Source organism: Cellulophaga algicola DSM 14237, assembly GCF_000186265.1.
Classification (GTDB): Bacteria; Bacteroidota; Bacteroidia; order Flavobacteriales; family Flavobacteriaceae; genus Cellulophaga; species Cellulophaga algicola.
The window spans coordinates 3,452,912-3,476,115 of the sequence record NC_014934.1; the positions used below are offsets into that span (position 1 = coordinate 3,452,912).

The window sequence follows — 23,204 nt, forward strand, 5'->3', positions numbered from 1 at the left end:
TCTCATAAATTAACAGTTACTTTTTTAACGCCTATATTTTTAATATGAAATTACGGCAAAACCCTAAAAAGCTAGAGTATATTCTTTTGAGGGTTGCGTTATCATAAGAGGAATAAATTGCTGTAAAAAAAAACCGACCAAAGAAGGCGGTCAGATGCAGTTTATAAGTAGCTAGTTTACTAAACGAGTATTACTCTCTAATTTTTATTTTCTAATTTTTCTAATCTTTTCTCTAATTCGATATATTTTGAATCAAGTGCTTCTAACGCGTTAATTTTCTTTTCTTGTTGAATGATATACAATGTTAATTCTTCAATTTTTTTAAGAAGATTCATATCCATTTCCCCTTGCATTACCCCATTTTCCTCAAATTCTTTAGCAGAGGGTATTTCAGGAAGGTGGCTATTTTCTTTGATATAATTTTCTAAGTCCTCAATACTCCTGAGTTTATAATCTTCTTTAAAAACATAATCAGGTGCGGGTACATTAAGATCTATTTTAACCTCTTCAGCATGGATATTACCTTTAACGGTTAATTTCATATCTGGATTTATGGTTCCTATACCCACATTTCCATTTAATCGAGCAATACTAATTGCATTAATATCATTAGAAACATCCGTGGTATTCACATTATTAACACCAATATTTAAAATGTTATTTGCGCCATCATAATTTAAAAAAGCACCTTGAAGATTGTCTTGTGTAAAACGTAAATATCTAGAGGTGTTTAAGCCATAAATAGTTACATCGCCTTCATTAACTTGAAGCTTACTAGTAGGGTTTGCTGTTCCAACACCTACATTTCCATTTAACGGAAATATGTTTTGAGCACTAACTCCTATGCTTATTCCAATCAATAGGATAGATAAAATTATCTTTTTCATATAATTATATTATTAATTTTTTTTAATTGAAACTTAATTGCTCCGTCTTAATACAAGATAAGGAATTCCACTAGCCGAAAATTCTCCATCTAGTTCAGCACTAAATCGTATTCCTAGATTAATTTCTTCTTCTGGGAGTTCATTAAAAATATCGTTTGATAATAGTGCTTCTTTTAAACTGAATACGTTATTGGTTCTGAGTAACGTATTGTTAATACCCACATTATCTGAAATGTTGTAAAGTTCTACTAGGGCAAAATTACTATTATTACTTACATATGGGTCCGATTCAAAGAATATAGCATCTATGTTATCAAAGTTTCTTTTATCAAAGCTTATGCCAGAAATTAGTATAGGAGTACTACTCGTTGTTGTTGCAGCAGTTCCAATTCCTTCTACAATTTTAATTCTAATTTCTTCATTAATAATTCCATCTATTCCATTACAAACATATTTTGTAATTTGAATTTCTGCATCATCTAAAACTTGATTTCCATTTAAATCTAGTCCAGTATCTATTTTAATTCCGCCATTTTCACAAAAAGACCCTTCAGGTTCATCCGTAATATTTATAAGACTTAAGCTACTACTTTGGTCAAAACAAGCATAGGTAGTATAGTCTACTTCAAGGTCATTTAATACACCATCGTTATTAACATCAATACCATAATCTACTTTTAAACCGCCATTTGCACAGGTAACGCCAGCGTTTTCATTGGTAATTCTAGTTAATCCATTATTATCACCATCTACTCCGTTACAAATAAAGGCAGAGGAAGTAATTTCTGATTCTTCTAAATTTCCATTTCCATTTACATCTAAACCCGCATTTATTTTAATTCCTCCATTGGTACAGTTGGCCCCTGCAGGCTCAGTTATTACGGTGGTTAGACTAGTGTTTCCATTGATCCCATTACACACAAATCGTGTATTTTGAACTTCATTACTTTCTAATATTCCATTAGCGTTACTATCTAAGCCAGTTTCAATTTTTAAACCTCCATTATCACAATTGCTTCCTGGAGCTTCATCTGTGATATTGATTAAACTAGTAGAACCATTAGATCCTTGAGAACCTGTTGATCCTTGATCGCCTTCACAGGCTATAAAAAGTATGGATAAAATAAAATAGAGTAGATTTACTTTTTTCATGAACTTAAAAATTAGATTTTAATTACCCCTAATTTGTTTAATTATGCGTAATCAAAGGTAACAAAAGGAACGGATTTAAAATTAAGGTATTTATTAAATATAGTTTAGCTAAGTTTTTTTAGTAATTAAATCTATTGACATGTATTTTACCTAGATTTAAGATACATAGTATGGCTATATAAGGTAAGCAATTCTAATATGTATTTGAAGTAGATTTCTTTCAAAGTCATAAAATTCAGGTAAACGGTTTTTTTATACTAAAATATGTTCTGATTTTACTTTTATTTAGCTGATAATAATTTTGTTATTTCGTTATTACCTTGCATTTTAGAATGTATTAATGCTGTATTTCCTCTATTATCTTTAATGGTTTTGTCGGCATTGTTCTGTAGTAGGAAAGCAACTATTTCTGTATGACCAAATGTACTCGCATAAATCAACGCAGTGGCTTCATTAAAATTTTGCTGGTTTACACGGGTACCGCTCGCTATTAGTGTCTTTGCAATAGCACTATATCCTTTAAAGCAAACGCCCATTAATGCCGTATTACCAGAAAAATCTTGTGCATTTAAATCACATCCTTTGTTTATTAGAAAATCAACCACCTCTGCCTGATTATTGTAGGCAGCTAGAATTAACGGCGTAAAACCTTGATGGTCTACAGCATTGATAGTATCATTATTTGCTGTATATAATGCTGTAATTTGTGCTAAATCACCATTTCTTGAGGCATCAAAAATTGATTGTGCGTTCACGGTCCTACTAAATATTAAAATTAAAATTACTAGTGTATATTTCATATCGTTTGTTTTTAAAAGGGAGGAAGCTTTGTACACTTCCTCTCTTATATCTTGTTTATTTTAAAAGTTGATTATTAATTCATAAAATCTTTCTGAGAAAAACCTAAGGCTTTAGCAATCCTCATACCGTAATCTCTATCTGCTCGGTAGAAATAACCAATCATTGTTTTTTGAATATTTTTATCCGTTACTTGCCCCAAATCACCACTCAAATTTTTAATTAAATTATCCTGTTCTTGTTTTGTAAGTGATCTGTAAAAATCCCCAGCTTGAGCAAAATCATTTGTTTTAGTAATTTTCTTTTGTGTGATGGTTACATTCTTAAGTGTAGTTTCAGACTGTTTGTATTGCGGATCTTCTGTTAATGAAGCCTTAGTACTTGGCTGATAGTTTACATCAGGATTTTCAAATCTTTTATTGCCAGCACTAATCCAACCGTCAGAATTATAATTTTTGGGAGCTTCTAGCGGCTGATTTATTTTTAGTTGTTGAAAATTGGGACCTAGTCTATGTCTCTGTGTATCAAAATACGAAAATAACCTTCCTTGTAACAGCTTATCTTCAGAGGGTTCAATGCCTGGAATTAATGCCCCTGGAGAGAAAGCAATACTTTCTACTTGTTCAAAATAGTTCACAGGATTTTGATTTAAGGTCATTGTACCAATCTTAATTTTTTCAATTTTATCGGCAGGCCAATCTTTTGTAGCATCTAAAGGCCAAAAATCAAAGGAGTGGAGGTCCTCTGGTTTTATCATTTGCACATATAAATCCCATTGTGGGTAATTACCATCGGCAATAGCTTTACGTAAGCTTACGGTAGCATGTTGCCAATCTAAACCTTGTTGGATGGTAGCTTCCTCAGCCGTTAAGTTTTTTTCACCTTGCTTAGAAACCCATGAATATTTAACATAAGTAACCTTACCAGCTTGGTTTATCCATTTGTATCCGTGAACGCTACTACCGTTCATATATTGGTATCCTTTTGGTATCCCTAAATCGGTCCATAACCTTGTAATCATATGGGTTGCTTCAGGAACATTAGAAAAGAAATCGAAATACCTATTGGGATCTTGTTTGTTTGTCTCAGGAGATGGTTTTAAGGAATGTACCATATCGGGAAATTTTATGGCATCTCTGATAAAGAAAATAGGAAGATTGTTTCCTACAATATCGTAATTACCCTGTTCTGTATAAAATTTAACAGCAAAACCTCTAGGGTCTCTAGCTGTTTCTGGAGAACCTTTTCCATGAATCACAGTAGATAGTCTTACGGCTACATCTGTTTTTTTTCCTGCTTCTGTAAATAATACAGCTTTTGTGTACGTAGACATGTCTTTTGTGGCTTCAAAATATCCAGAGGCACCAGCTCCTCTTGGGTGTACAACACGTTCCGGAATTCTTTCTCTATCAAAGGCAGCCAATTTTTCTACAAGAAAAATATCTTCCAGTAACACAGGGCCATATTCTCCTACTGTTTTAGAATTCTGGTTATCACCAACAGGTACTCCTCCGTTAGTAGTTATGATGTTATCGCTCTGCGAAAATCCGGTTAAAGCGTAGGAGAAGATAATCAAGGAAACTAATGTTTTTTTCATTTTGTATCAATTTTATTTATAATGATGCCGCAAAATTCAATCACTTTGAGCGATGAATCAAATTGATACTTTATATACTTGTATTGCTAAAATTAATATGATTAGAAAATGACTTTACAGCAATTAGAATATGTGATCGCTCTAGATACTTACAGACACTTTGTTACGGCTGCCGAGAAATGTTTTGTAACACAACCTACAATAACAATTCAGGTAAAGAAATTGGAAGATGAAATAGGGTTTTTAATTTTTGATAAAAGTAAATTCCCGTTAAAACCGACAGATTTAGGGGAAATGTTTCTCCAAAAATCAAAAGTAATCTTGGGCGAGGTAAGGGATTTAAAAAATATGGTGAGTATAGAGCTAGATAATTTAGAAGGAGAATACCGCTTAGCAGTACTACCCACAATATCACCGTATTTAATTCCTCTAATATCAGGTGCTTTTGCGCAAAAATATCCCAATACAATTCTTAAAATACAGGAGATGGAAAGTGACCAGATTATCTTGGCACTGCAGAAAAAAGAAATAGATATAGGAATATTGGTAACCCCTTTGAATGAGCCTTTTATAAGAGAGGTTAAACTATATAATGAACCCTTTATCTTTTATGGTCAAAAAAATTATTTTCCAACGCTTAAAAAAAGTATTGCTGTAGCTGAAATTGAAACGCTAGATAATATATGGCTTTTAGAGAAAGGGCATTGCTTTAGGAATCAAGTACTAAATATCTGTGGAAACGTAGAAAGTACAAAAACAATCCAATTTCAAAGCGGATCTATAGAAGCTTTAAAGAAGATGGTTGATAATTACGGAGGGTTTACTTTGGTACCAGAAATGGCAATTGACGCTAATGATAGTGGGACTATTATTCAGTTTACAGATCCTAAGCCCATACGAGAGGTGAGTTTAGTAACGCACCATTCTTTTTCTAAAGATGTATTGCTTGATGCTTTACGTCTAGAAATATTAGATAAAACGCCCGATGAATTTGTGAAAAACGAGCGTTTTATTAAAATTAATTGGAGATGAAAATTAGTTTACTTCAAATGCTCTAGTAAGTCTTGTGGCTCTGCTCTATTTCTATAGTCAGCGTCTAAAAATGCATATTGGATAACTTTATCTTGACCAATAATATACGTAGCAGCTAAGGGTAACTCTCCTTTATCATTCCCATTGAAGTTGCTAAGACCAAAACCATTTTCATAAATCTCTTTGACGTCATCTGTTAGTTTAAAAACAACTTTATATTGGAAACCAACAACATTATCAACATCGCTTAAAACTTCAAATTCTAAGTTGTTTTTTTCTTTTGTAGAAATAGAATTATCAGGTGTTTCTGGCGTAATTGCTAATAGGCTAGCTCCAAGTTTTTTAAATTCTGGTAATGCCTCTTGCATATAATGCAGTTGCATATTGCAATATGGGCACCAACCCCCTCTGTACCACATCAAAATTACAGGACCATTTTCTAGCGCATCAAACAATGTAATTTTTTTACCTAAAGCATTTGGTAAGGTAAAATTTATAGCAGTTTCACCTACTTGCAACGCTTTGCCAACAATATTGGTGGCTACGACTGCAGCAATACCTTCAGCGTATTTTTGTTTTTTATCTTCAGATGCCGAACTTTCAAAAGCGGTTTTCTTATCGTTAATCTCTTTTTCTAAAGGTCTTATTTTTTTAGTATCTTCCATGTTATTTCTTTTCTAATTAGTACGTTTTTGTATGGCTTTAATTACAATAGTAAGTTACTATTTGAGAAATCTGAAGGTACGCAAATACTACTTACGTCATGAAAATCTGAAGCTATAAGCGTGTTAAATATAGTGTTTCGATTAATTTATTCTTTGATATACCTTTTTTGGAATATGAATAAGACAAGATAAACGTTTACATGTAATTATAATTTTACTTAAAAATACCTTAGTTTTAGCTGTTAAACACCAATAAAAGAGACATGGATAGTTTGGTTACTTATAGTTTAACAGTATTTATGGGCTTTTTTGCCATTATGAATCCTATAGCAAATACGCCCATTTTTTTAGGCCTTGTAGAAGGTAAAAATAAAGAACAGAAAAAAAAGATTGCCAAGACAGCTACAATCACAGCTTTTATAATTGTAGTGTCCTTTATTTTTGCGGGGAAATATATTTTTGAGCTTTTTGGAATTACTATTCCAGCCTTTAAAATTACCGGCGGGGTATTAATTTTTTACGTAGGCTTTGAAATGCTGATGTCTAAAAAATCTAAGATACAAAGTCCTGAAGATAAGGAGGATGATAGCAGTGTAGCGATATCGCCTTTAGCGATACCTATTCTTGCAGGACCAGGGACCATCGTAACAGGAATGAATTTTGTAACCAATGCAAGTTATACACACATAGGTATTGTAGTTGGTATTTTTGGGTTGATGATTTTATTGACCTATTGGGCTTTTGTTTTAAGTGACGTAATTGTAGAAAAAATAGGAGAAAACTTAATCTCAGTTATTGGAAAATTAATGGGACTTATTTTGGCTATCATAGGAACAGGTATGATTGTCGAAGGTATTAAACTTAGCTTTAATCTTTAGTAGTTTTCAGAATACCTATTTTAGTGCAAGTATACCATTCATCATTCAATAGTTAGGTCAATGAATTTTTTTAAAATCCTTTTTTTTATAACCATAGTGTTTCAGGTTTCTTGTCAGGAGGTAAAGAAGGAGGACACCATTCAGTCTTCAACTACGGAGAAAGCTATTATAAAAGTTGAGCCACTCAAAACTAGATTAGATACCATTGTAGAAGTTTTTAAGCAGAAATCTATTTATAAAGCTAGAGGTTTTGATTTTCCTATCGCAAAGCCAAACGCTAAGGGGTATTATAATGCACAAGCTTTTGGGGCAAATAATCATTTAGGCGATGATTGGAATGCTGTCACAGGTGGAAATTCTGATTTAGGAGATCCTATTTATGCCACGGCAAATGGTTTTGTTAATTTCGCTGCTGATATTGGTGGGGGATGGGGAAAAGTAATCCGTATATGGCATACTACTACAGATGGGTTAGTAGTAGAATCTTTGTATGCACATTGCGATACCATGCTCGCAGAACGGGGGCAATATGTTTTTAAGGGTGATAAAATTGCAACTATAGGAAACGCAGATGGTATTTATTTAGCCCATTTACATTTTGAAATTAGAGATGATGTATCATTGCCAGTAGGAGCAGGTTACGCTACCGAAACAGAAGGATACCTAGATCCTACCAAATTTATCAAGGCACATAGAAAATAGCGGTGCCTAAATCATAAAATTCTTATACATATGAAAATAAAAAGTATTAAATACATTTTAATAGCTCCATGTATACTTCTGCTATATATTTCGGGTAAAGAACGTAGCTCTTATACTCCTCAAGATGTTGAGATAAAAAAAACATGGAATTCATTTTTAAAGGCGGTAGAAAAAAAAGAGAGAAGAACTTTTAAGGGTTTATCCAAAACTAAAATTAGATGTTATCCTTGTTTAGAGAATACCACAGAAGAACAAGCGTACATTGCCCAATTGCAGGAAACAGATACATTATGGTATGATACCATTTATGAAGATTTGATCTACGTGCCTATTGATAGGTTTATAGCTCAAGATTTTGATCTGTTTTTTAATCCAGACTTTGTAAAGCTACTAAAAGAAAGAGAAACTATTTTTTACAAACAGGATTTGGATGGGGTCTTCTATTGGGAAATTCTAGTTACCACTACAGAACGAACCTTGTTTCATGAAGGAGGTCAACATCATTTTAGATTTGAAAAATGTGATGACGGATGGAAACTTAATGAGATTGGAACCATACCTTAGTCTAATAAGCTATCAAAAAATAGCAAGGTATCTTTAATGTGTTCTTGCCAATAACTCCATTCGTGTTTTCCTTCAAATTCCTGATAGGTATGCGGTATATGCTCTTCTTTTAATAGTTGATGAAGCCTTCTGTTTTGTTCAATTAGAATATCATCTTTACCACAATCAAACCGGAAGGGAGGTAAGCGTAATTTATTTTTTTGTAATAATAAAAATACATCTTCATCGGACAGGTTTTCTTGATTATAGCTGCTTTCATCCTCTTCAACAAATAAATGCATCTGGCTTTTAGTAGTGATAGAAGAATGACCGGAAAGTCCTTTATAAATTTCAGGATATTTAGCACCCAAGCGTAGCGCACCATACCCACCCATTGATAATCCGGCAATACATAATGGAGATGTTTTACTAGTACACGCTATATTTTCTATGACGGCTTGGTTAACATCTGTGGTAATCCACGTTTCAAAGTCCTTATCAGAATGTGGTAGATATGCAGAGCCGTCACCCCATAACCCATCAGAGGGCATAGCAAGTACCATAGGTTTAATTTTTTCTTCTTGCATCATTTGTAATGCGGTAAAATGTACACCTGCTTTATGGGCCCATATCCAAGCACTGCCATATACCCCATGTAGAAGCGTAATTATAGGCGCATCTTTCAAATCTTTATTGGGAGGAACAAAAACACAAATATCACCTCTTCCTTTCAGATTGGATGATTTAACCGTAATAAAACGTAGGTTATTACTTTCAAAATCAGGGTTAGATACTTCTGTGGTTTTAAATATAGTCATGATTTTTTAGTTGAAATTAATCAAAAACAATTACACCTTTAGCATTCTTACCCGATAGCATATCGTCAAAAGCTTGTTGTAAATTATCAAGAGAATAGGTGCGTGTAATCATTTCATCAAGCAGTAAGTCGCCGTTTTTATAATGGGTTATGATCTTGGGGAAATCTGTTTGCGGGTTACATTTTCCGTATAACGGATTGATATAAATTTTATCCCATTCAAAGAGAGACATATCTATCAATACTTCCTCTTCAATACCACTTACTTGTACTGCTGTTCCTGCATTTCTTACCATTGCTAAAGGAGCAGCACCTAGCGCTGGTATTGCGGTACATTCAAAAGCATAATCTGCACCACGACCATCGGTCATTATTCTTACTTTTTTGGCAGCTTCTAAAAGTCCCTTGTCATTTTTACGAGCAAGAATAGTATGTGTAGCTCCAAATTGTTTCGCCATTTCTAAACGATTTTCATTAATGTCAATGGCTATAATTTTAGATGCTTTAGACACTTTTGCTCCTTGAATAACATTTAATCCTACGCCTCCTGTACCCAAAACCACCACACTACTATGTTCTTTTACTTTGGCAGAGTTTACGGCAGACCCGTAGCCTGTCATTACACCACAACTAATAATACTTGCAGCCGTAAAAGGCATTTTATCGTAAGTGTTTTTTACGACGGCAGATTCTTTTACTAAAGTATATTCTGATAAAGTACCAATATTAAAGGAACGTATAATAGGGGTGTTATTACATGTGGTACCTTCTAAATGTGCATGTCCTGGCGTATACCCATTTCCACCGGCCACTACGGGCGAATTATTTTCACAAATATGTTGGTTTTTTTCTTTGCATTGAAAGCATTTACCACATGGGGTGGCCCAGTTTAAAATTACAGCATCTCCTACCTTAACGGTGGTTACTTTAGCACCAATTGCTTTTACAATTCCAGCGCCTTCATGCCCCATAATAATAGGTTTTCCCCAATGGAGAGAATCATGGTCTGTATGGCAAAGTCCTGCAGCTTTTATAGCCACCAATACTTCATCCTCTTGTGGGTTTTCTACGGTAACATATTCAATAGAGAATGATCCGTCACCTTTTGCAATAGCACTTTTTGATTGTATAGACATAATTTTAATTATAAAAAACTAGTAGGGGTTATAGCGATACTTGAATCTTTAATTTTTTCTTTATTTAGTTGTTGCTTCGATTGAATAAATCTTCCGCCTAGAATATATGCTTTTGCATTGTTTACAGCATCTACGGCAAGCAATTCATCATCCTTAAAATACCAAAAGGAAACGCTTTTCTCTTTTGAGGTTTCAACCCGTTTAATGAGTTGGTTATAGCCTGTTGTTAGCCCTACAATTTGTAATTTTACATCATACTGATCTGACCAAAACCAAGGGATTGTATTGTAGTGTTTCTCATTACCACAAATACTAGCTGCCGCTATTTTTGCTTGATCTACCGCATTTTGTACAGATTCTAATCGGATATTTTTTTTATAATGGGGACTATAGTGGTTGGTGCAATCGCCAATAGCATAAATAGCAGTATTACTTGTCTTGCAGGTACTGTCTACTTTTATCCCATTAGTTATTTCAAGCCCTAGCTGTTCAGCTAATTCTGTATTCACAATAATACCTACGCCCACCACAATGATATCGGCCTCATAAGTACTACCATCATCACAACTAATGATGTTTGTTTTATTTTTATGCGCTAGTTGGGATACGTTTTTGTTACAGTGAATAGCAACAGCATTATCATGATGTAATTTTTCAAAAAAGTGAGACATTTCAGTCGCCGTCACTCGTGCTAATACTCGAGGTTCCCGTTCTAAAACAGTGACAATTGCGCCTATTTTTTTTAAAGATGCAGCAGTTTCTAATCCAATATAGCCACCACCAATTAGCACCACTTTTTTAGAGATTGATTTTTTTAATGCAGTTCTAATTGCCACAGCATCTGCAATAGAGCGCATGGGGAATATATTTTTGACAGTTGCTATTCCTTGAATATTCGGAATTAAAGGTCGTGCTCCTGTGGCCAAGACTAAAAAGTTATACTGATATTCTTTTCCTTCTTGGGTTGTGATGGTACTCTCTTTTGCATTAGCAGAAGCAATACTAATCCCTAGTTTTAAAGTGATGTTATCTGTCGTATAGCTTTCTAATGGATATAGGGCATCTATTTTATTATGGTCTTCCGTACTTAAATATGATTTAGAAAGTGGAGGTTTGTGATAGGGGAGGGTAGCTTCCTTATCAAAGAGTAAAATAGTACCCTGCCAACCTTGTTTTCTAAGGGCGAAAGCAAAATTTACCCCAGCATGACTTGCGCCAATTATGATACACGTTTGTGAACTTTGTGCTGTCATCTAATTTATTTTGCAACATTAACAACAATGCCATCAATAGCATCAGTGACTTGAATTTGGCAGGATAATCTGCTATAGTTTGTTGTTTTATCATCAAACTCTAGCATATCACTTTCCATTTCATTTGGCGGACCTATTTTGGTCCAATCTTCTTTTTGTACGTAAATATGACAAGTAGCACAAGAGCAAACGCCCCCGCAATTCCCTTCAATGCCTTCAATTTTATTTTGCAATGCCAACTCCATCAAATTGCCAGAATTGCCAGATACTACAGTGCTTTTATTATCGGTTGAAATAAATGTTATTTGAGCCATTATTTATAGTTTATTGAATTTTACGGTTAGAGAATCAAAACCTACTTTACGTTTAAAATCACCAAGATCTTCTATATTATCCTTAGCTTCATGAATGTCAATGCTTTTTACTTTAGCAATTAAAGTGCGTAATAGCACTTTCATTACTTGCCTCGCATGAGTAGCTCCAAGGCAATTATGCGTGCCAAAACCAAAGGCTACATGCGGATTTGCCTTTCGGTCTAAAACCACTTCATCAGCATTTTCAAATACAGTTTCATCCCGGTTTGCAGAAGCCCAACACAGAGAAATTCTGCTATCTGCCTTTACAGCATGTTGGCAGACCATAGTATCCTGCATAGCCACACGTCCCATTTGCGTTAGTGGCGAAAAGTAACGAATAAGTTCTTCTATCGCGGTAGGTAACAATTCTGGCTCTTTTCTGAGCCATTCTAAAGATTTTGGATGTTCTGCGAAATAAGCGATACTATTGGTCACCGCATTAATAACAGTGTCTCTACCTCCGGCAAAGGTTAAAATAAGAACCCCTTTAGCTTCTTCTGCAGTTAGCTTTTTACCATCTACTTCCGCTGCTAATAAAACAGCATAAAAATCCTTACCTGGATTTGAGCTACTTTCAGCTAATTTTAGGTCTATATAATCGTAAAGAACAGTTGCTTTTGCGCCATCTAAAGCAGAATCTTTACTTCTAAAAACGTGGGTACCCCAAGATATCCAAGTCTGTGCTTCTTCAAAGGAGACATTAAATAATAAGGTGAGTGCTTGAGATTGTAAAACCAATGCAAAATCATGAATCACTTCAAAAGAATCTTGATCCAACACCTTTGTTACTAAAGCCTCAATCTGTAAGGTTAATTCTTCTTCGTATTTTTTTTCTAATGGTCGCTTAAACCATTTTTCGACCACCTCCCGATAAGCACCATGTTGCGGAGGATCTACTTCAAACGGAATTTGCCGAATACTTCTAATATTTACTTCGGACGGTATAACAATACGGCCAGGAACAGCTCCTGAACTATAGCTTTTCCAATGATGTGCAGCCCTACGTACTTCCTTATGCCCTAAAATCATGGCAACAGGATCATTTTGATCATCCATTTCTCCTATGCCTGTTTCCTGTCTTGCCTTTTTAAAAGGATCTGTGAAAATACTTTCCTTCATGAGTGGTTTATATTTATGATTTTAGATAGTAGTTTTGATTGCTTCAAAAATCTATGTTTTTAGCAAACCAAAAATTCTCTTTATTGACCTCATAAGTGCTTATATTGACTTTATATTGATATTTTGCTTCTTATTGATGTTATAATTGATTATTTTTAATGAAAATATAGTTTACATTGAAAGCACAATTTGAAAAAATTAGGCCATCAAACAATAGTTCTTTTAGAGCTTTTGTGTATGAGGGTGATGATTTTGATGCACCATGGCATTTTCATCCAGAATTTGAGCTTACGTATATTGTTGCGGGAGAAGGGGTACGTTATGTAGGAAACAGCGTGCAGCAGTTTAAAGCTGGTGATTTTGTACTTTTGGGTAGTAACTTACCACATTGTTGGAAAAATACTTCAGAAAAAACCTCAGGAGTAAAATCTTTAGTTTTTCAATGGGATACAAATCTTTTAGGGGTAGACTGGTTAGATAAAAGTGAGTTTTATAGTATAAAAAAATTATTAAAACGGGCCTCTGAAGGTGTTTGCTTTCATGCAATTTTTTCTGAAAAGATGGCTCCAAAATTACATGAAATTATTACAAATGAGCCCTTAGAGAAACTTTTAGAGTTCTTAAAACTTCTAGAAGAAATTAGTACTGTAGATTCTTATAAATTACTAGTGACACCTGGTTTTACTCCTATTTTAAATAGTAAGACTAACCAAAGAATAGATGTAATTCAGGATTTTGTAGCCAATAATTTCACTACAAAAATAAAATTAGAAGATATTGCAGGAACACTAGCAATGGGAAATGAAGCTTTTTGTCGATTTTTTAAAAAATCGCTTAACAAATCGTTCTTTACCTATTTAAATGAATACCGTATTAACATGGCCTGTAAAATGCTTATTGAATCTAAAAAACAAGTGAGTCAGATAGGCTATGAATGCGGATATGAAAGTCTACCTTTTTTTTATAGACAGTTTGATAAGTATATGAATTGTTCTCCCCTAACTTTTAGAAAAAAGTACTTAAAAATGTGATATATATCATAGCCTATCCAAGTGTACTTAGGGTATCTTAGCAGTAATTATAAAAATCGATATTGGGACTTCACATCGCATACACTCTTTATATATTAATTGCCTTAACCTTAGTGGTGAGTATCTTACTACACGGAGCAAAGCCATCAAAAATTTTGGGTTGGTTATTGGCCATATTTACGGTTCCTGTAGGAGGTATTTTATTGTATTTATTATTAGGAAGAAATAGAAGAAAAAATAAGCTGATACTTTTAAAGAAAGATCGGTTCTTTAAATTCCCGAAACCAACTATTGCCCATATGGCAGCAATGCGTGGTCAATTTAAAAGGATCATGACCTTGGTTTACCGAAATTCACATTTTCCACCAACGGAAGGTAATAATTTATATTTATTAAAAGATGGTAAAACTACTTTTGAAGCTATATTTAAAGCACTAGAAGCTGCCAAATCAACCATCCACTTACAGTATTATATTTTTGAAGAAGGGGAATTAGCAGATACTTTTTTAGATCTTTTTGTTAAGAAGATTAAAGAAGGGGTCTCTGTTCGGATGATTTATGATGGCGTAGGTAGTTTTTCTTTAAGTAAAAAATACCTGGCTAAATTACAAGAGATAGGGGTAGAGGTATACCCTTTTTTACCCTTTAAATTTGGTCGTTTTTTTAGAACATTAAACTATAGAAACCATAGAAAAATCATAGTTGTAGATGGTTTTATTGGTTTTACTGGCGGAATTAATATATCTGATAAATACCTAAAAGGAGATGAAACACTAGGGAAATGGCATGATATGCATTTGCAAATTATAGGACCAGCAGCAAAACATTTAGATTATGTTTTTGTAATGGACTGGTATTTAGTAAGTCAAAAAGACTGTACTCCTGTTAAGATAGATAGAACGATAGAAGGCGACGCTAATAGTTTGGTGCAAATTGTAGCTGGTGGTCCAGATGATGATTTTGCTTCTTTAGAACAAACTTATTTTTCTATTATTAATAAAGCTAAAAAATATATTTACATCACCAATCCGTATATTATTCCTGGTCAAGCAATTTTACAAGCTTTGCAAACAGCCGCTTTGAGTGGTGTAGATGTCCGTTTGCTAATTTCAGAACAAGTAGATAGTAAAATTGTAGGGTGGAGTGTGCGTTCTTATTTTGAAGCACTTTTAAAATCAGGGGTAAAAATCAACTTATTTCCTGATGGATTTTTACATAGTAAAATTATTGTTAGTGATGACGCCATAACTACCATAGGCACAGCAAATTTAGATGACCGTAGTTTTGAGCAAAATTATGAAGTAAATGCTCTAATTTATGATGAAGCATTTGCAAAATTGCTCAAAACAGATTTTCTAAATGATGCTCATATAAGTAAAAGCTTGTCCTACACAGAATTTATAAATAGGCCTTGGAGTGATAAGCTTAAAGAAGGTTTTGGAAAGTTATTTAGCGCACTACTATAATTCGTTCTTACTTATTTTATGTTCCTTCCAGGCATTCAAGTTTTCAAATGTTAAGTCAGCAATATTTTGTAAGGCTTCATTGGTCATGTATCCCTGATGTGGAGTCAGTAAAACATTAGATAAACTTAAAAGCTTTTTTAAGGTCTCATCTTTTAATTCCTCGTTTGAAAAATCTTTAAAGAATGTTCCTGCTTCTTTTTCATAGACGTCTGTGCAATAGCCACCAATTTGTTTATTTTCAATAGCCTCAATAATATCTAGAGTATGTACATGGGCACCTCTAGCCGTATTTACTATAATTACATTCTTTTTCATTAAATAAATACGCTCTTTGTTAATAAGGTAGTGATTATCCTCAGTAAGTGGTATGTGTAAGCTTATAATATCTGATGCACCACAGAGCTGACCTAAACTTTTGTACTTTAAATTATATAGTGCTTCTAATTCATAATTGGGCGCAATATCATAGGCTAAAATTGTACAACCAAAACCATTCATGATGCTTGCCATAGCAGCACCAATACTACCTGTGCCAATTAACCCTACAGTTTTACCTCTTAAATTAAAGCCCATTAAATTATCCTGAACAAAATTATAGGCTTTTACTTGCGCATTGGCCGTAACTATTTTACGGTTTAAAGCTAATAACAAGGCTGTAGCATGTTCGGCAATAGCGTAAGGAGAATAGTCTGGAGCATTAGCCACTTTAAAACCGTAGTTTTTGGCAGCTTCTAAATGTACATTATTATGACCTGCAGAGCGCAATGTGATATATTTTACTCCTAAATCCCAAAGTTTTTCTAATACTAATGAGGATGCATCATCTCCAGAGAAAATAGAAATAGCTTTGTATCCTGCAGCCTTTAAAGCGGTCTCACTGGTTAACGCATCTTTAATGAAGGTTATTTTCTGATTTTGAGTATTTGCTTTTTCGAGAAATGGGATTTCAAAATCTTTACTGCTGTAAAATAATATTTTCATGTGTGGTTGTACTTATATTATTAGTGTTGCTGTCTCATTTAATTTTGGAATAGTAACATTCCAATAGTATTTATCAATAATTTTTATTTGAAAGATTTGGTTACTTCAATGGTCATAGTAAATTCCATATCATTTTTTTAGTTGTACGTCTACTTCGGGCATTTTAAGTAACTGTAAAGTTGTAGAAGCAAAGTTTACAATACCTTGGGTAGCTTTAATTTCTCGTTGAATTAATTCAAGTAATTCATGCTTTGTAGCTCTTCTTTTTTTGTAATCTGTGATATAACGTAAGTTTACAGCCACCCAATTATCTGTTAAATTGATGGCGATAGAAGGTGCTAGTTTAGAATCTTCTATATAGTAGTGTTCTACCATTTCTTTCCACTTTGCAGTAGATTTTTCGGTATAATCTGCCAAAAGTAGTTCTGCTTGTTCTTGCACTATTTTTTTTGCAACTTCTAAATCAGATTCGTAGGTAATTAGAATATTTAATTCATCCCAGACAAAAGGAAAATCCATAGAGTAATTTTTAATGGGGCCTTTAAAAACAAAGGCGTTACTAATTTTTACAATTCTACCGGAATAGTTATCACTGCTAACCCATTCGCCTATTTCCATTAAGGTGGTGTAAATGCTATCAATATCTATTACGTCTCCTTTTATTCCATTAATTTCAATACGATCACCAGGCTTATAAATACGTACAAAGAAAATATAAAATGATCCTGCGATGCTTAAAATCAACTCCTGAAGTGTAAACGTTATTCCAGCTGTAAATAACCCAATAATAATGGTATAATCTTCAAGGTTTTTTACAGTAAAAGATAAAAGAATAAGAAAAAATATAAGGGTATACCCAATAATTTCTATCCCTTTTTGAGCCTTGTAACGAATGGATAAATCGGTTATTCTTTTCTTTAGTAATTTTCTAAAAAAACCAATGATAGCTACAATTACAATAATCCAAACCAGTAAAGAGCCTATTTTAATAAAGGTAGGATGTTCAAATAAGGTCTTTAGGGTATCCATACTATGTTTGAGGTGTATTGGTTTTAGCTGTATTATTAATGAAGCGCTAAAATGGGAGTTATAGCATTATAGCCAATTTCTTTTACGAGTGGTTTTGAAAAAATGCTGTCAAAGAAAAAATGCTTTCGGTTAATAAAAGCTATCATATCACTATCTCTACTATCTACAAAAGTAGTAATGCCTTTCGCTATAGTAATATCGGTTAGGGTATGAAATGTATATGCTATGGTACTAAAAAGAGTTTCTAAATGTAGTTTGTTTTCTTGTTGAATAGCGGTTAACTCTTCTTCTTTACCGATGTAGAGTATACATACGGTGGCGCTATGCATTCTAACGATATCTATTAAATAGTTTAGCTCTTTATGTTTAAAGCTTGATTTAAAATCTGTAGGAAATACTATTTCATTAAGTGGCGCAAACCTAAGATCTTCAGGAACTGCTAATACAGGACAAGCATTAATCTTCTCCATAGCCTTTACGGTATTGCTACCAAAAATAACAGCTTTGCTGCCCGTTGCGCCATGAGTTCCCATAACTACTAAATTGATCACTTTTTTAGCAATAAGATCTTTCATTGCTTCTGATAAAAAATTGAAACTAGATAGCGTATGAAAATGGTGTTTCGGGTTATCACTATGTAATTTTAAAACCTCTAACAGTTTACCTAAGGATGCTTCAGATGCTTCTTTAGCCGTATCGTATGCTGTATTGCCTGGCTCAGGTATAGATAAATTGTCTGTCGTATATCCATTTACATGAAATACATTTAAAAAATAAAAATCACAGTTTTGCTTTTCATATAAATCTAGTGCATAACGAGCTGCATTTAAGGCATTTTTAGAAAAATCTGTAGGAATTAAGATGCGTTTGTTCATTGTGTTCCAAATTAGAGGTTGATACAGTAAAATTAACGGGAGTAAAGAAACTTATCCATGATATTTATCATTCCTTATTGGGAAGAATTAGAAATGGAATATTAGCATACATACTCACATCTTTTATGACAGGTTCACGCATTAGTTTTTCAAGAAAACTTCTTTTTTGATGTACCATACAGAATAGGTCTATTTCTCTTTCTGATATAAATTCATTGATTACTTGTGCTTTTTCATTAAAATCTTTCATCGTGGAGAAAGAGTGTTTAACATCTTTAAGACAATTTTCTAATAATTTATATTTGAGTTCTTGCTCTGCATCTAAGCTAGCTTCTTCAATAATATGCATAACTCTTATTGCAGCATTGGTTTGCTTTGCAATAAATAGTAAAGGTTCAATATTATTTAAGGAACACCCTTGCTTAAAATCGGTCACAAAAGCAATTTCTTTAGGAGCTTTATAGTCTATCTGTTTAGGGATAGCTAGAATAGGACAGTTGGTAATGGTATTTGTAATTTGAATGGTATTGCTTCCAAAGAACAATTCTTTAGCACCAGTTTCTCCTTTGCTACCTATCAAAACAAGATCTATATCATATTCTTTAGTTACATTTTTTATATTCTTAGAAAGATTACCTTCTTTAGAAAGCGGAATAAACTTATGATTAGGATTTTCGGTATCTAAGGTTATTTTATGAAGTAATTTCTCTAAAGCAGTATTAGATTGCGTTTCAATTTCACCTAGCTCATTTTTATTGGATAAAAAAGGAGCTCTTTTGTTTTTTAGGGGAGTAAGCTCATCGTAAACATTGAGAATATAAAATGTACAAGAGGTTTCTTTAAATAATTTTGTTCCGTAAAACAACGCACAGTAGGCATCATTAGAAAAGTCGGTAGCTACTAATATAGATTTCATTTTATAATTTTATAATTTTATAATTGTGGAATTACCATTAAAGGCACATTGACATGGAATCCTATTTTTTTTATGATAGGTTCCATGAACAATCGCTCAAAAAAAGTATGTTTGTTTTGAATCATGACAAGTAGATTAATTTTCTTTTTTAATTGAAAATCATTTACAGCCGCAATAATTTCATTGTCTGGCACATCATGAAAAGTTGCATAATTAACCAGCAGTTGGTCTAATTGCTTTTTGTGTTCCTTTTGTACGATATCAAGTTCATTACCGGTTCGCACATGCATAATATTTATTTGTGATTGATGCTGTTTTACAATTTGTAAAAGCCCCTCAATTTCTTTTTTAGGATAGGTTATTTCAAAATCTGTAGGAAATAGAATTTCTTTAGGTGCTTCGTATTCAAAAGAATCGGGTACTACAATCACCGGACATTTAGTGCGTTTGATAATACTAACGGCGTTGCTGCCAAATAGAATTTCTTGGGCACCAGAGGCTCCTTTTGTACCCATGACAACAAGATCAATTTTTTCTGAAGTCGTCATTTCAAGAATTTCATTCAAAAGTGTGTTAAAAACTGTATGCGTTTTTATAGTATGCTTAGGGTTAGGGTGTTCTGTTTCAATTTTATTTTTTAATTCATCCATTCTGGACACAGCTGTTTCTCTCATTACATCTCCTAAACCAATTAAGCCTGGACTGCCAATAAGGTATTCTGCTTGGTAAACTGTTGGATTATACGTGTGTAAAAGATAAAAGGTACATTTTATGTTTTTATAAACTTTTAAAGCATATTCAATAGCCTTATAGGAATTTTCAGAAAAATCAGTAGGAAGCAATATTTTTTTCATGACGCTTTAATTTTACGTTGGAATAAAATTACCCAACTTCATGCTATAAAAGAATGATATATATCAGGTCTTTACTGTTCTATATGTTATAAATTTATAATTCAAAAAAGAATAGAACGATGAAAAGTAGTTTCGATAAAATAATAGACTCTGATACACCAGTATTAATTGATTTTTTTGCCGATTGGTGTGGTCCATGTAAAAGTTTGGCACCTATTTTAAAACAAGTGAAAGAAGAAATGGGTGATGCCGTTAAAATTGTAAAGATAGATGTTGATAAGAACCAATCTTTAGCAGCAAAATATCAAGTAAAAGGGGTGCCTACCATGATGTTGTTTAAAAATGGAAAACAACTTTGGAGGCAATCAGGAGTACTTCCTAAAAATGATATTGTGACTGTTATTAAAACAAAGTAAGGGTACTCATTTTTTATTCGTGTAAAACCAAAAACGGTACGTTGGTATGGTAGCTTATTTCTTCTACAGTTGGGCGGAATAAGATGCGCTCTAAAAAATTTAAGTTTTTAGCTACCATAACTAGCATATCTACGCTTTCAGTAGTTGTAAATTCATCTATAGCCGTGTCTAAATGTTGCCCTTTTAAGTTACTGAAATTGTGTGTGATATCTTTGAAATAATAGGCTAAAAACTCCTTATTCTTAGTTTGTAAATTACTTAGCGTTTCGTCTTTACTCTCAATATGTAAAAAATTAAGCGCTGCATTAGTTAGTAATGTAATATCTTTTAAGAGCGATAATATATGTAAGTTGTAATCAATAATATAATCAGTAGGAAAACCTATTTTCTTTGGCTTATGGTATGTTGTTTTCTCTGGTACCGCTAAAACTGCACATTTTACTTTTGTAATAACATTGCCTGTATTACTCCCTAAAGCTATTTTTTTTAAGCCAGAAGCTCCTTTAGTTCCCATGATAATTAGGTCTATCTTTTTACTGCTTACCTCATTTTTTATGTGTTCAATAAAAAAACCATAGCTTGCTGAGATATGAAAAATATGCTTTGTGTTAAATGGCAATTCTTCAATGCGCTGTAAGAGCACATCAAGTTTTTTTAAACTCTCTTTTAGTAACTCTTCTTCAATTAATTCTGGAGGTAATACCATGGCGGTTTCCCCTGCAGATGCGGCTAGTACAGGGCTAATATGAGTAATGTAAAACGTACATTTAGATTTTTTAAATAAAGATAATCCGTAGGCAATAGCGTTCCAAGAGTTTTCAGAAAAATCTGTTGGGAAAAGTATGTTTTTCATGCGTTTGGTTTTTATTTAGCGCGATAAATTTTGAAGTACTAAAAATGGTACATGTATCTTAAGGCCTATTTTGTCTACTGTAGACCTAAACAGCATGTCTTCTAAAAATGAATGTCGAGAATTTACCATCACAAGAAGATCTATATCTTTTTCTTCAATGCTTATCATTATTGCATTTAGTCTATTTTTTACGGGTGTTTGCTCAAAACTTAAAAAAGTATTAGGTAAACTTTCTTCAAGGAATTGTTTGTTATCTAACTGGCGTAAACTTAAAGTTTCAAAATCTGAGATATGGAGACAATAAACTGTAGATTTAAATTCATGCGCTAAAGCGTTTAATAGTTTTAATTCGCGACGTTTGTAGGGCAAATTATAATCTGTAGGGAATAGGATGTTTTTGGGCTGTTGGTAGCTATAGGTTTCCGGAATTGCTAGTACAGGGCATTTTACATATTTAAAGACCTGAACAGTTTGGCTTCCAAAAGTTATTTTTTTATCGGCTGTTTGTCCTTTTGTGCCCATGATTATGACATCAATATTGATCTCATTGACCGTATCATTTACAGCATCTACTAAAGATTCAAAAATGGCTAAGCCTTTGTATTCATGCTTAGGATTGTGATTTTTTTCTTGTTTATCGGTTATTAGGTTACTGAGTTGTTTTTTAGCCTGTTTTTCAATACTAGTTCTGTATTCAGAAATAGATAAATCTGTGTTGTTTTTTAACGTTCCATAAACTTCATCTGCATAGGCGTGAATAAAATAGAAAATTGTTTGTTCACATTTATATAAATCCAAAGCATAAGAAATAGCATGCATTGCATTTGTAGAAAAATCAGTTGGGATCAATACAGTTGTCATAGCATTTTATTTAAGATATGACTTCAAAATTATCTTATGATATGCTAATTCCCTATGACAAATGTCATACTTCAGATAATTAATAAAGTAGGCTTATTCATGAAGTACAAAAAAGGGAATTTTTGTATTATAACTTATTTTTTTAATGGTAGAATTAAATAAGAGTTGTTGTAGGTAGTTTAAGTTTTTGGCCGCTATGATAGTCATGTCAATCCTATTGGTACGTGTAAAGTCTTCAGTAGCGCCCTTAATATTTTTATTTTCTAAGCTATGAAAACTATAATTATCTTCAAAAACTTCATCTAAATATTCAAGTAAATAGCGTTTGTTTTTTTCTTGAGGAATGCTTAATGCCTCAGTTACCAAAACATTCATCACATTTAAAAACCCATTGGATACCTGAACAATTTCAGTTAAAGATTCTAAGATATCGAAAGAATAGAAATTATTAAAGTTTGTCTGAAAAGCTATATTTTTTATGGGCTGATATGTTGTGTTTTCGGGTATGATTAATAAATTTGAGGCTACTTTAGTGATCACATCTTCTGTATTACTTCCAATAAATTTTTTTGTAAAGTTTGTATTTCCTTTAGAGCCCATAGCAATAAGATCTATCTTTTTTTCTAGAAGGGTTCTACGAATAATAGCAATAAAATTTCCAAACTCTTGTAAAGCATAGAATTGGTGCTGTTCTGATGGGTGTTTTTTTGAAATTTCTTTTATGTTTTCTTCAAGAAGCTCCATTTTAGAATGTGTATCAACCTTATTATAATTTAAGGCTAAGCCATTAGATACTATTCCAGATTCACTTAAAGAACCAATATTCATGATATAGAATGTACAGGCTGTATTTTTATGAAAAGCAACAGTGTATTCTAATGCATTAAAGGAATGCTCAGAAAAATCGGTAGGTACTAAAATCTGCTTCATTAAATGGTTTAAATACTTAAGCGCAAAAGTATAAAGCCATTAGTTTCTAAAAAATGA

The 23,204-nt window shown here is 33.0% G+C and carries 25 protein-coding genes; 7 read left to right on the forward strand and 18 right to left on the reverse strand.

The genetic code is table 11. The features are described 5' to 3' along the window. Positions 1–197: 197 nt before the first annotated feature. The 4 genes from CELAL_RS21580 to CELAL_RS15050 all read right to left on the reverse strand — a co-directional run bounded on the left by CELAL_RS21580 (position 198) and on the right by CELAL_RS15050 (position 4,434). Positions 198–887, reverse strand: a complete 690-nt coding sequence (locus tag CELAL_RS21580; protein WP_013551745.1) for a tail fiber protein — start codon at positions 885–887, stop codon at positions 198–200. A gap of 33 nt (positions 888–920) precedes the next feature. Next, entirely contained in the window at positions 921–2,039 is a 1,119-nt protein-coding gene (locus CELAL_RS15040; protein ID WP_013551746.1) for a DUF7151 family protein, read from the reverse strand. Between the two features lie 281 nt (positions 2,040–2,320). Next, entirely contained in the window at positions 2,321–2,839 is a 519-nt protein-coding gene (locus tag CELAL_RS15045; protein ID WP_013551747.1) for an ankyrin repeat domain-containing protein, read from the reverse strand. Positions 2,840–2,913: 74 nt separating this feature from the next. After that, positions 2,914–4,434, reverse strand: a complete 1,521-nt coding sequence (locus tag CELAL_RS15050; protein WP_013551748.1) for a catalase — start codon at positions 4,432–4,434, stop codon at positions 2,914–2,916. 108 nt (positions 4,435–4,542) lie between these two features. Between CELAL_RS15050 and CELAL_RS15055 the strand changes: the two genes are divergently transcribed. Beyond that, positions 4,543–5,466: a hydrogen peroxide-inducible genes activator gene (locus tag CELAL_RS15055; RefSeq protein WP_013551749.1), complete on the forward strand. Its 924-nt coding sequence runs from the start codon at positions 4,543–4,545 to the stop codon at positions 5,464–5,466. A gap of 8 nt (positions 5,467–5,474) precedes the next feature. Here CELAL_RS15055 and CELAL_RS15060 read toward each other — a convergent pair whose 3' ends face one another. Beyond that, a complete protein-coding gene (locus tag CELAL_RS15060) occupies positions 5,475–6,131 on the reverse strand; it encodes a peroxiredoxin-like family protein (protein ID WP_013551750.1) in 657 nt (218 codons plus the stop codon). A 263-nt stretch (positions 6,132–6,394) separates the two neighbouring features. Between CELAL_RS15060 and CELAL_RS15065 the strand changes: the two genes are divergently transcribed. Genes CELAL_RS15065 through CELAL_RS15075 form a run of 3 tightly spaced genes read left to right on the forward strand, consistent with a single transcriptional unit; the run spans position 6,395 to position 8,275 of the window. Then, complete coding sequence (locus CELAL_RS15065) at positions 6,395–7,009, forward strand: MarC family protein (protein ID WP_013551751.1); 615 nt, start codon at positions 6,395–6,397, stop codon at positions 7,007–7,009. A gap of 60 nt (positions 7,010–7,069) precedes the next feature. After that, entirely contained in the window at positions 7,070–7,711 is a 642-nt protein-coding gene (locus tag CELAL_RS15070; RefSeq protein ID WP_083807798.1) for a M23 family metallopeptidase, read from the forward strand. A 30-nt stretch (positions 7,712–7,741) separates the two neighbouring features. After that, positions 7,742–8,275 carry a hypothetical protein gene (locus CELAL_RS15075; protein ID WP_013551753.1) on the forward strand — a complete coding sequence of 178 codons (534 nt, stop codon included), beginning with the start codon at positions 7,742–7,744 and terminating at the stop codon, positions 8,273–8,275. Here CELAL_RS15075 and CELAL_RS15080 read toward each other — a convergent pair. From CELAL_RS15080 to CELAL_RS15100, 5 genes are read right to left on the reverse strand one after another with little or no spacing between them, the layout of a single operon-like run. Continuing rightward, positions 8,272–9,072: an alpha/beta hydrolase gene (locus CELAL_RS15080; RefSeq protein WP_013551754.1), complete on the reverse strand. Its 801-nt coding sequence runs from the start codon at positions 9,070–9,072 to the stop codon at positions 8,272–8,274. The two genes, CELAL_RS15075 and CELAL_RS15080, sit on opposite strands and share 4 nt — an antisense overlap. A 16-nt stretch (positions 9,073–9,088) precedes the next feature. Beyond that, positions 9,089–10,207: an alcohol dehydrogenase catalytic domain-containing protein gene (locus CELAL_RS15085; protein WP_013551755.1), complete on the reverse strand. Its 1,119-nt coding sequence runs from the start codon at positions 10,205–10,207 to the stop codon at positions 9,089–9,091. Positions 10,208–10,215: 8 nt separating this feature from the next. Continuing rightward, entirely contained in the window at positions 10,216–11,460 is a 1,245-nt protein-coding gene (locus CELAL_RS15090; RefSeq protein WP_013551756.1) for an NAD(P)/FAD-dependent oxidoreductase, read from the reverse strand. Between the two features lie 5 nt (positions 11,461–11,465). Next, a complete protein-coding gene (locus CELAL_RS15095) occupies positions 11,466–11,774 on the reverse strand; it encodes a 2Fe-2S iron-sulfur cluster-binding protein (RefSeq protein ID WP_013551757.1) in 309 nt (102 codons plus the stop codon). A 3-nt stretch (positions 11,775–11,777) separates the two neighbouring features. Beyond that, a complete protein-coding gene (locus CELAL_RS15100; RefSeq protein ID WP_013551758.1) occupies positions 11,778–12,935 on the reverse strand; it encodes a cytochrome P450 in 1,158 nt (385 codons plus the stop codon). Between the two features lie 176 nt (positions 12,936–13,111). On the opposite strand from CELAL_RS15100, the gene CELAL_RS15105 reads away from it, so the two are divergent. Then, positions 13,112–13,966: an AraC family transcriptional regulator gene (locus CELAL_RS15105; protein ID WP_013551759.1), complete on the forward strand. Its 855-nt coding sequence runs from the start codon at positions 13,112–13,114 to the stop codon at positions 13,964–13,966. A 62-nt stretch (positions 13,967–14,028) separates the two neighbouring features. After that, entirely contained in the window at positions 14,029–15,432 is a 1,404-nt protein-coding gene (gene cls, locus CELAL_RS15110) for a cardiolipin synthase (protein WP_013551760.1), read from the forward strand. Here cls and CELAL_RS15115 read toward each other — a convergent pair. From CELAL_RS15115 to CELAL_RS15135, 5 genes are all read right to left on the reverse strand, one after another. Beyond that, positions 15,427–16,413, reverse strand: coding sequence for a 2-hydroxyacid dehydrogenase (locus CELAL_RS15115; protein ID WP_013551761.1), 987 nt, complete (start codon positions 16,411–16,413; stop codon positions 15,427–15,429). The genes cls and CELAL_RS15115 overlap by 6 nt on opposite strands. A 129-nt stretch (positions 16,414–16,542) precedes the next feature. Beyond that, positions 16,543–17,442, reverse strand: a complete 900-nt coding sequence (locus CELAL_RS15120) for a mechanosensitive ion channel family protein (protein ID WP_013551762.1) — start codon at positions 17,440–17,442, stop codon at positions 16,543–16,545. A 35-nt stretch (positions 17,443–17,477) separates the two neighbouring features. Beyond that, on the reverse strand, positions 17,478–18,317 hold the full coding sequence (locus CELAL_RS15125; RefSeq protein ID WP_013551763.1) for a universal stress protein: 840 nt from the start codon (positions 18,315–18,317) through the stop codon (positions 17,478–17,480). Positions 18,318–18,384: 67 nt separating this feature from the next. After that, positions 18,385–19,233, reverse strand: a complete 849-nt coding sequence (locus CELAL_RS15130) for a universal stress protein (protein WP_013551764.1) — start codon at positions 19,231–19,233, stop codon at positions 18,385–18,387. 17 nt (positions 19,234–19,250) lie between these two features. Beyond that, on the reverse strand, positions 19,251–20,087 hold the full coding sequence (locus CELAL_RS15135) for a universal stress protein (RefSeq protein WP_013551765.1): 837 nt from the start codon (positions 20,085–20,087) through the stop codon (positions 19,251–19,253). Between the two features lie 119 nt (positions 20,088–20,206). On the opposite strand from CELAL_RS15135, the gene trxA reads away from it, so the two are divergent. Then, a complete protein-coding gene (trxA, locus tag CELAL_RS15140) occupies positions 20,207–20,503 on the forward strand; it encodes a thioredoxin (RefSeq protein WP_013551766.1) in 297 nt (98 codons plus the stop codon). A gap of 13 nt (positions 20,504–20,516) precedes the next feature. Here the strand turns inward: trxA and CELAL_RS15145 are convergent, their stop codons facing one another. The 3 genes from CELAL_RS15145 to CELAL_RS15155 all read right to left on the reverse strand — a co-directional run bounded on the left by CELAL_RS15145 (position 20,517) and on the right by CELAL_RS15155 (position 23,147). Next, complete coding sequence (locus CELAL_RS15145) at positions 20,517–21,356, reverse strand: universal stress protein (protein ID WP_013551767.1); 840 nt, start codon at positions 21,354–21,356, stop codon at positions 20,517–20,519. Positions 21,357–21,371: 15 nt separating this feature from the next. After that, positions 21,372–22,217, reverse strand: coding sequence for a universal stress protein (locus tag CELAL_RS15150; protein ID WP_013551768.1), 846 nt, complete (start codon positions 22,215–22,217; stop codon positions 21,372–21,374). 93 nt (positions 22,218–22,310) lie between these two features. Then, a complete protein-coding gene (locus CELAL_RS15155) occupies positions 22,311–23,147 on the reverse strand; it encodes a universal stress protein (RefSeq protein WP_013551769.1) in 837 nt (278 codons plus the stop codon). Positions 23,148–23,204: the final 57 nt, after the last annotated feature.

Excerpts from the sequence above, each read along its gene's own strand:
- CELAL_RS21580 (WP_013551745.1), bottom strand. The coding sequence starts at position 887 with ATGAAAAAGATAATTTTATCTATCCTATTGATTGGAATAAGCATAGGA.
- CELAL_RS15040 (WP_013551746.1), bottom strand. The coding sequence starts at position 2,039 with ATGAAAAAAGTAAATCTACTCTATTTTATTTTATCCATACTTTTTATA.
- CELAL_RS15045 (WP_013551747.1), bottom strand. The coding sequence starts at position 2,839 with ATGAAATATACACTAGTAATTTTAATTTTAATATTTAGTAGGACCGTG.
- CELAL_RS15050 (WP_013551748.1), bottom strand. The coding sequence starts at position 4,434 with ATGAAAAAAACATTAGTTTCCTTGATTATCTTCTCCTACGCTTTAACC.
- CELAL_RS15055 (WP_013551749.1), top strand. The coding sequence starts at position 4,543 with ATGACTTTACAGCAATTAGAATATGTGATCGCTCTAGATACTTACAGA.
- CELAL_RS15060 (WP_013551750.1), bottom strand. The coding sequence starts at position 6,131 with ATGGAAGATACTAAAAAAATAAGACCTTTAGAAAAAGAGATTAACGAT.
- CELAL_RS15065 (WP_013551751.1), top strand. The coding sequence starts at position 6,395 with ATGGATAGTTTGGTTACTTATAGTTTAACAGTATTTATGGGCTTTTTT.
- CELAL_RS15070 (WP_083807798.1), top strand. The coding sequence starts at position 7,070 with ATGAATTTTTTTAAAATCCTTTTTTTTATAACCATAGTGTTTCAGGTT.
- CELAL_RS15075 (WP_013551753.1), top strand. The coding sequence starts at position 7,742 with ATGAAAATAAAAAGTATTAAATACATTTTAATAGCTCCATGTATACTT.
- CELAL_RS15080 (WP_013551754.1), bottom strand. The coding sequence starts at position 9,072 with ATGACTATATTTAAAACCACAGAAGTATCTAACCCTGATTTTGAAAGT.
- CELAL_RS15085 (WP_013551755.1), bottom strand. The coding sequence starts at position 10,207 with ATGTCTATACAATCAAAAAGTGCTATTGCAAAAGGTGACGGATCATTC.
- CELAL_RS15090 (WP_013551756.1), bottom strand. The coding sequence starts at position 11,460 with ATGACAGCACAAAGTTCACAAACGTGTATCATAATTGGCGCAAGTCAT.
- CELAL_RS15095 (WP_013551757.1), bottom strand. The coding sequence starts at position 11,774 with ATGGCTCAAATAACATTTATTTCAACCGATAATAAAAGCACTGTAGTA.
- CELAL_RS15100 (WP_013551758.1), bottom strand. The coding sequence starts at position 12,935 with ATGAAGGAAAGTATTTTCACAGATCCTTTTAAAAAGGCAAGACAGGAA.
- CELAL_RS15115 (WP_013551761.1), bottom strand. The coding sequence starts at position 16,413 with ATGAAAATATTATTTTACAGCAGTAAAGATTTTGAAATCCCATTTCTC.
- CELAL_RS15120 (WP_013551762.1), bottom strand. The coding sequence starts at position 17,442 with ATGGATACCCTAAAGACCTTATTTGAACATCCTACCTTTATTAAAATA.
- CELAL_RS15125 (WP_013551763.1), bottom strand. The coding sequence starts at position 18,317 with ATGAACAAACGCATCTTAATTCCTACAGATTTTTCTAAAAATGCCTTA.
- CELAL_RS15130 (WP_013551764.1), bottom strand. The coding sequence starts at position 19,233 with ATGAAATCTATATTAGTAGCTACCGACTTTTCTAATGATGCCTACTGT.
- CELAL_RS15135 (WP_013551765.1), bottom strand. The coding sequence starts at position 20,087 with ATGAAAAAAATATTGCTTCCTACTGATTTTTCTGAAAATTCCTATAAG.
- trxA (WP_013551766.1), top strand. The coding sequence starts at position 20,207 with ATGAAAAGTAGTTTCGATAAAATAATAGACTCTGATACACCAGTATTA.
- CELAL_RS15145 (WP_013551767.1), bottom strand. The coding sequence starts at position 21,356 with ATGAAAAACATACTTTTCCCAACAGATTTTTCTGAAAACTCTTGGAAC.
- CELAL_RS15150 (WP_013551768.1), bottom strand. The coding sequence starts at position 22,217 with ATGACAACTGTATTGATCCCAACTGATTTTTCTACAAATGCAATGCAT.
- CELAL_RS15155 (WP_013551769.1), bottom strand. The coding sequence starts at position 23,147 with ATGAAGCAGATTTTAGTACCTACCGATTTTTCTGAGCATTCCTTTAAT.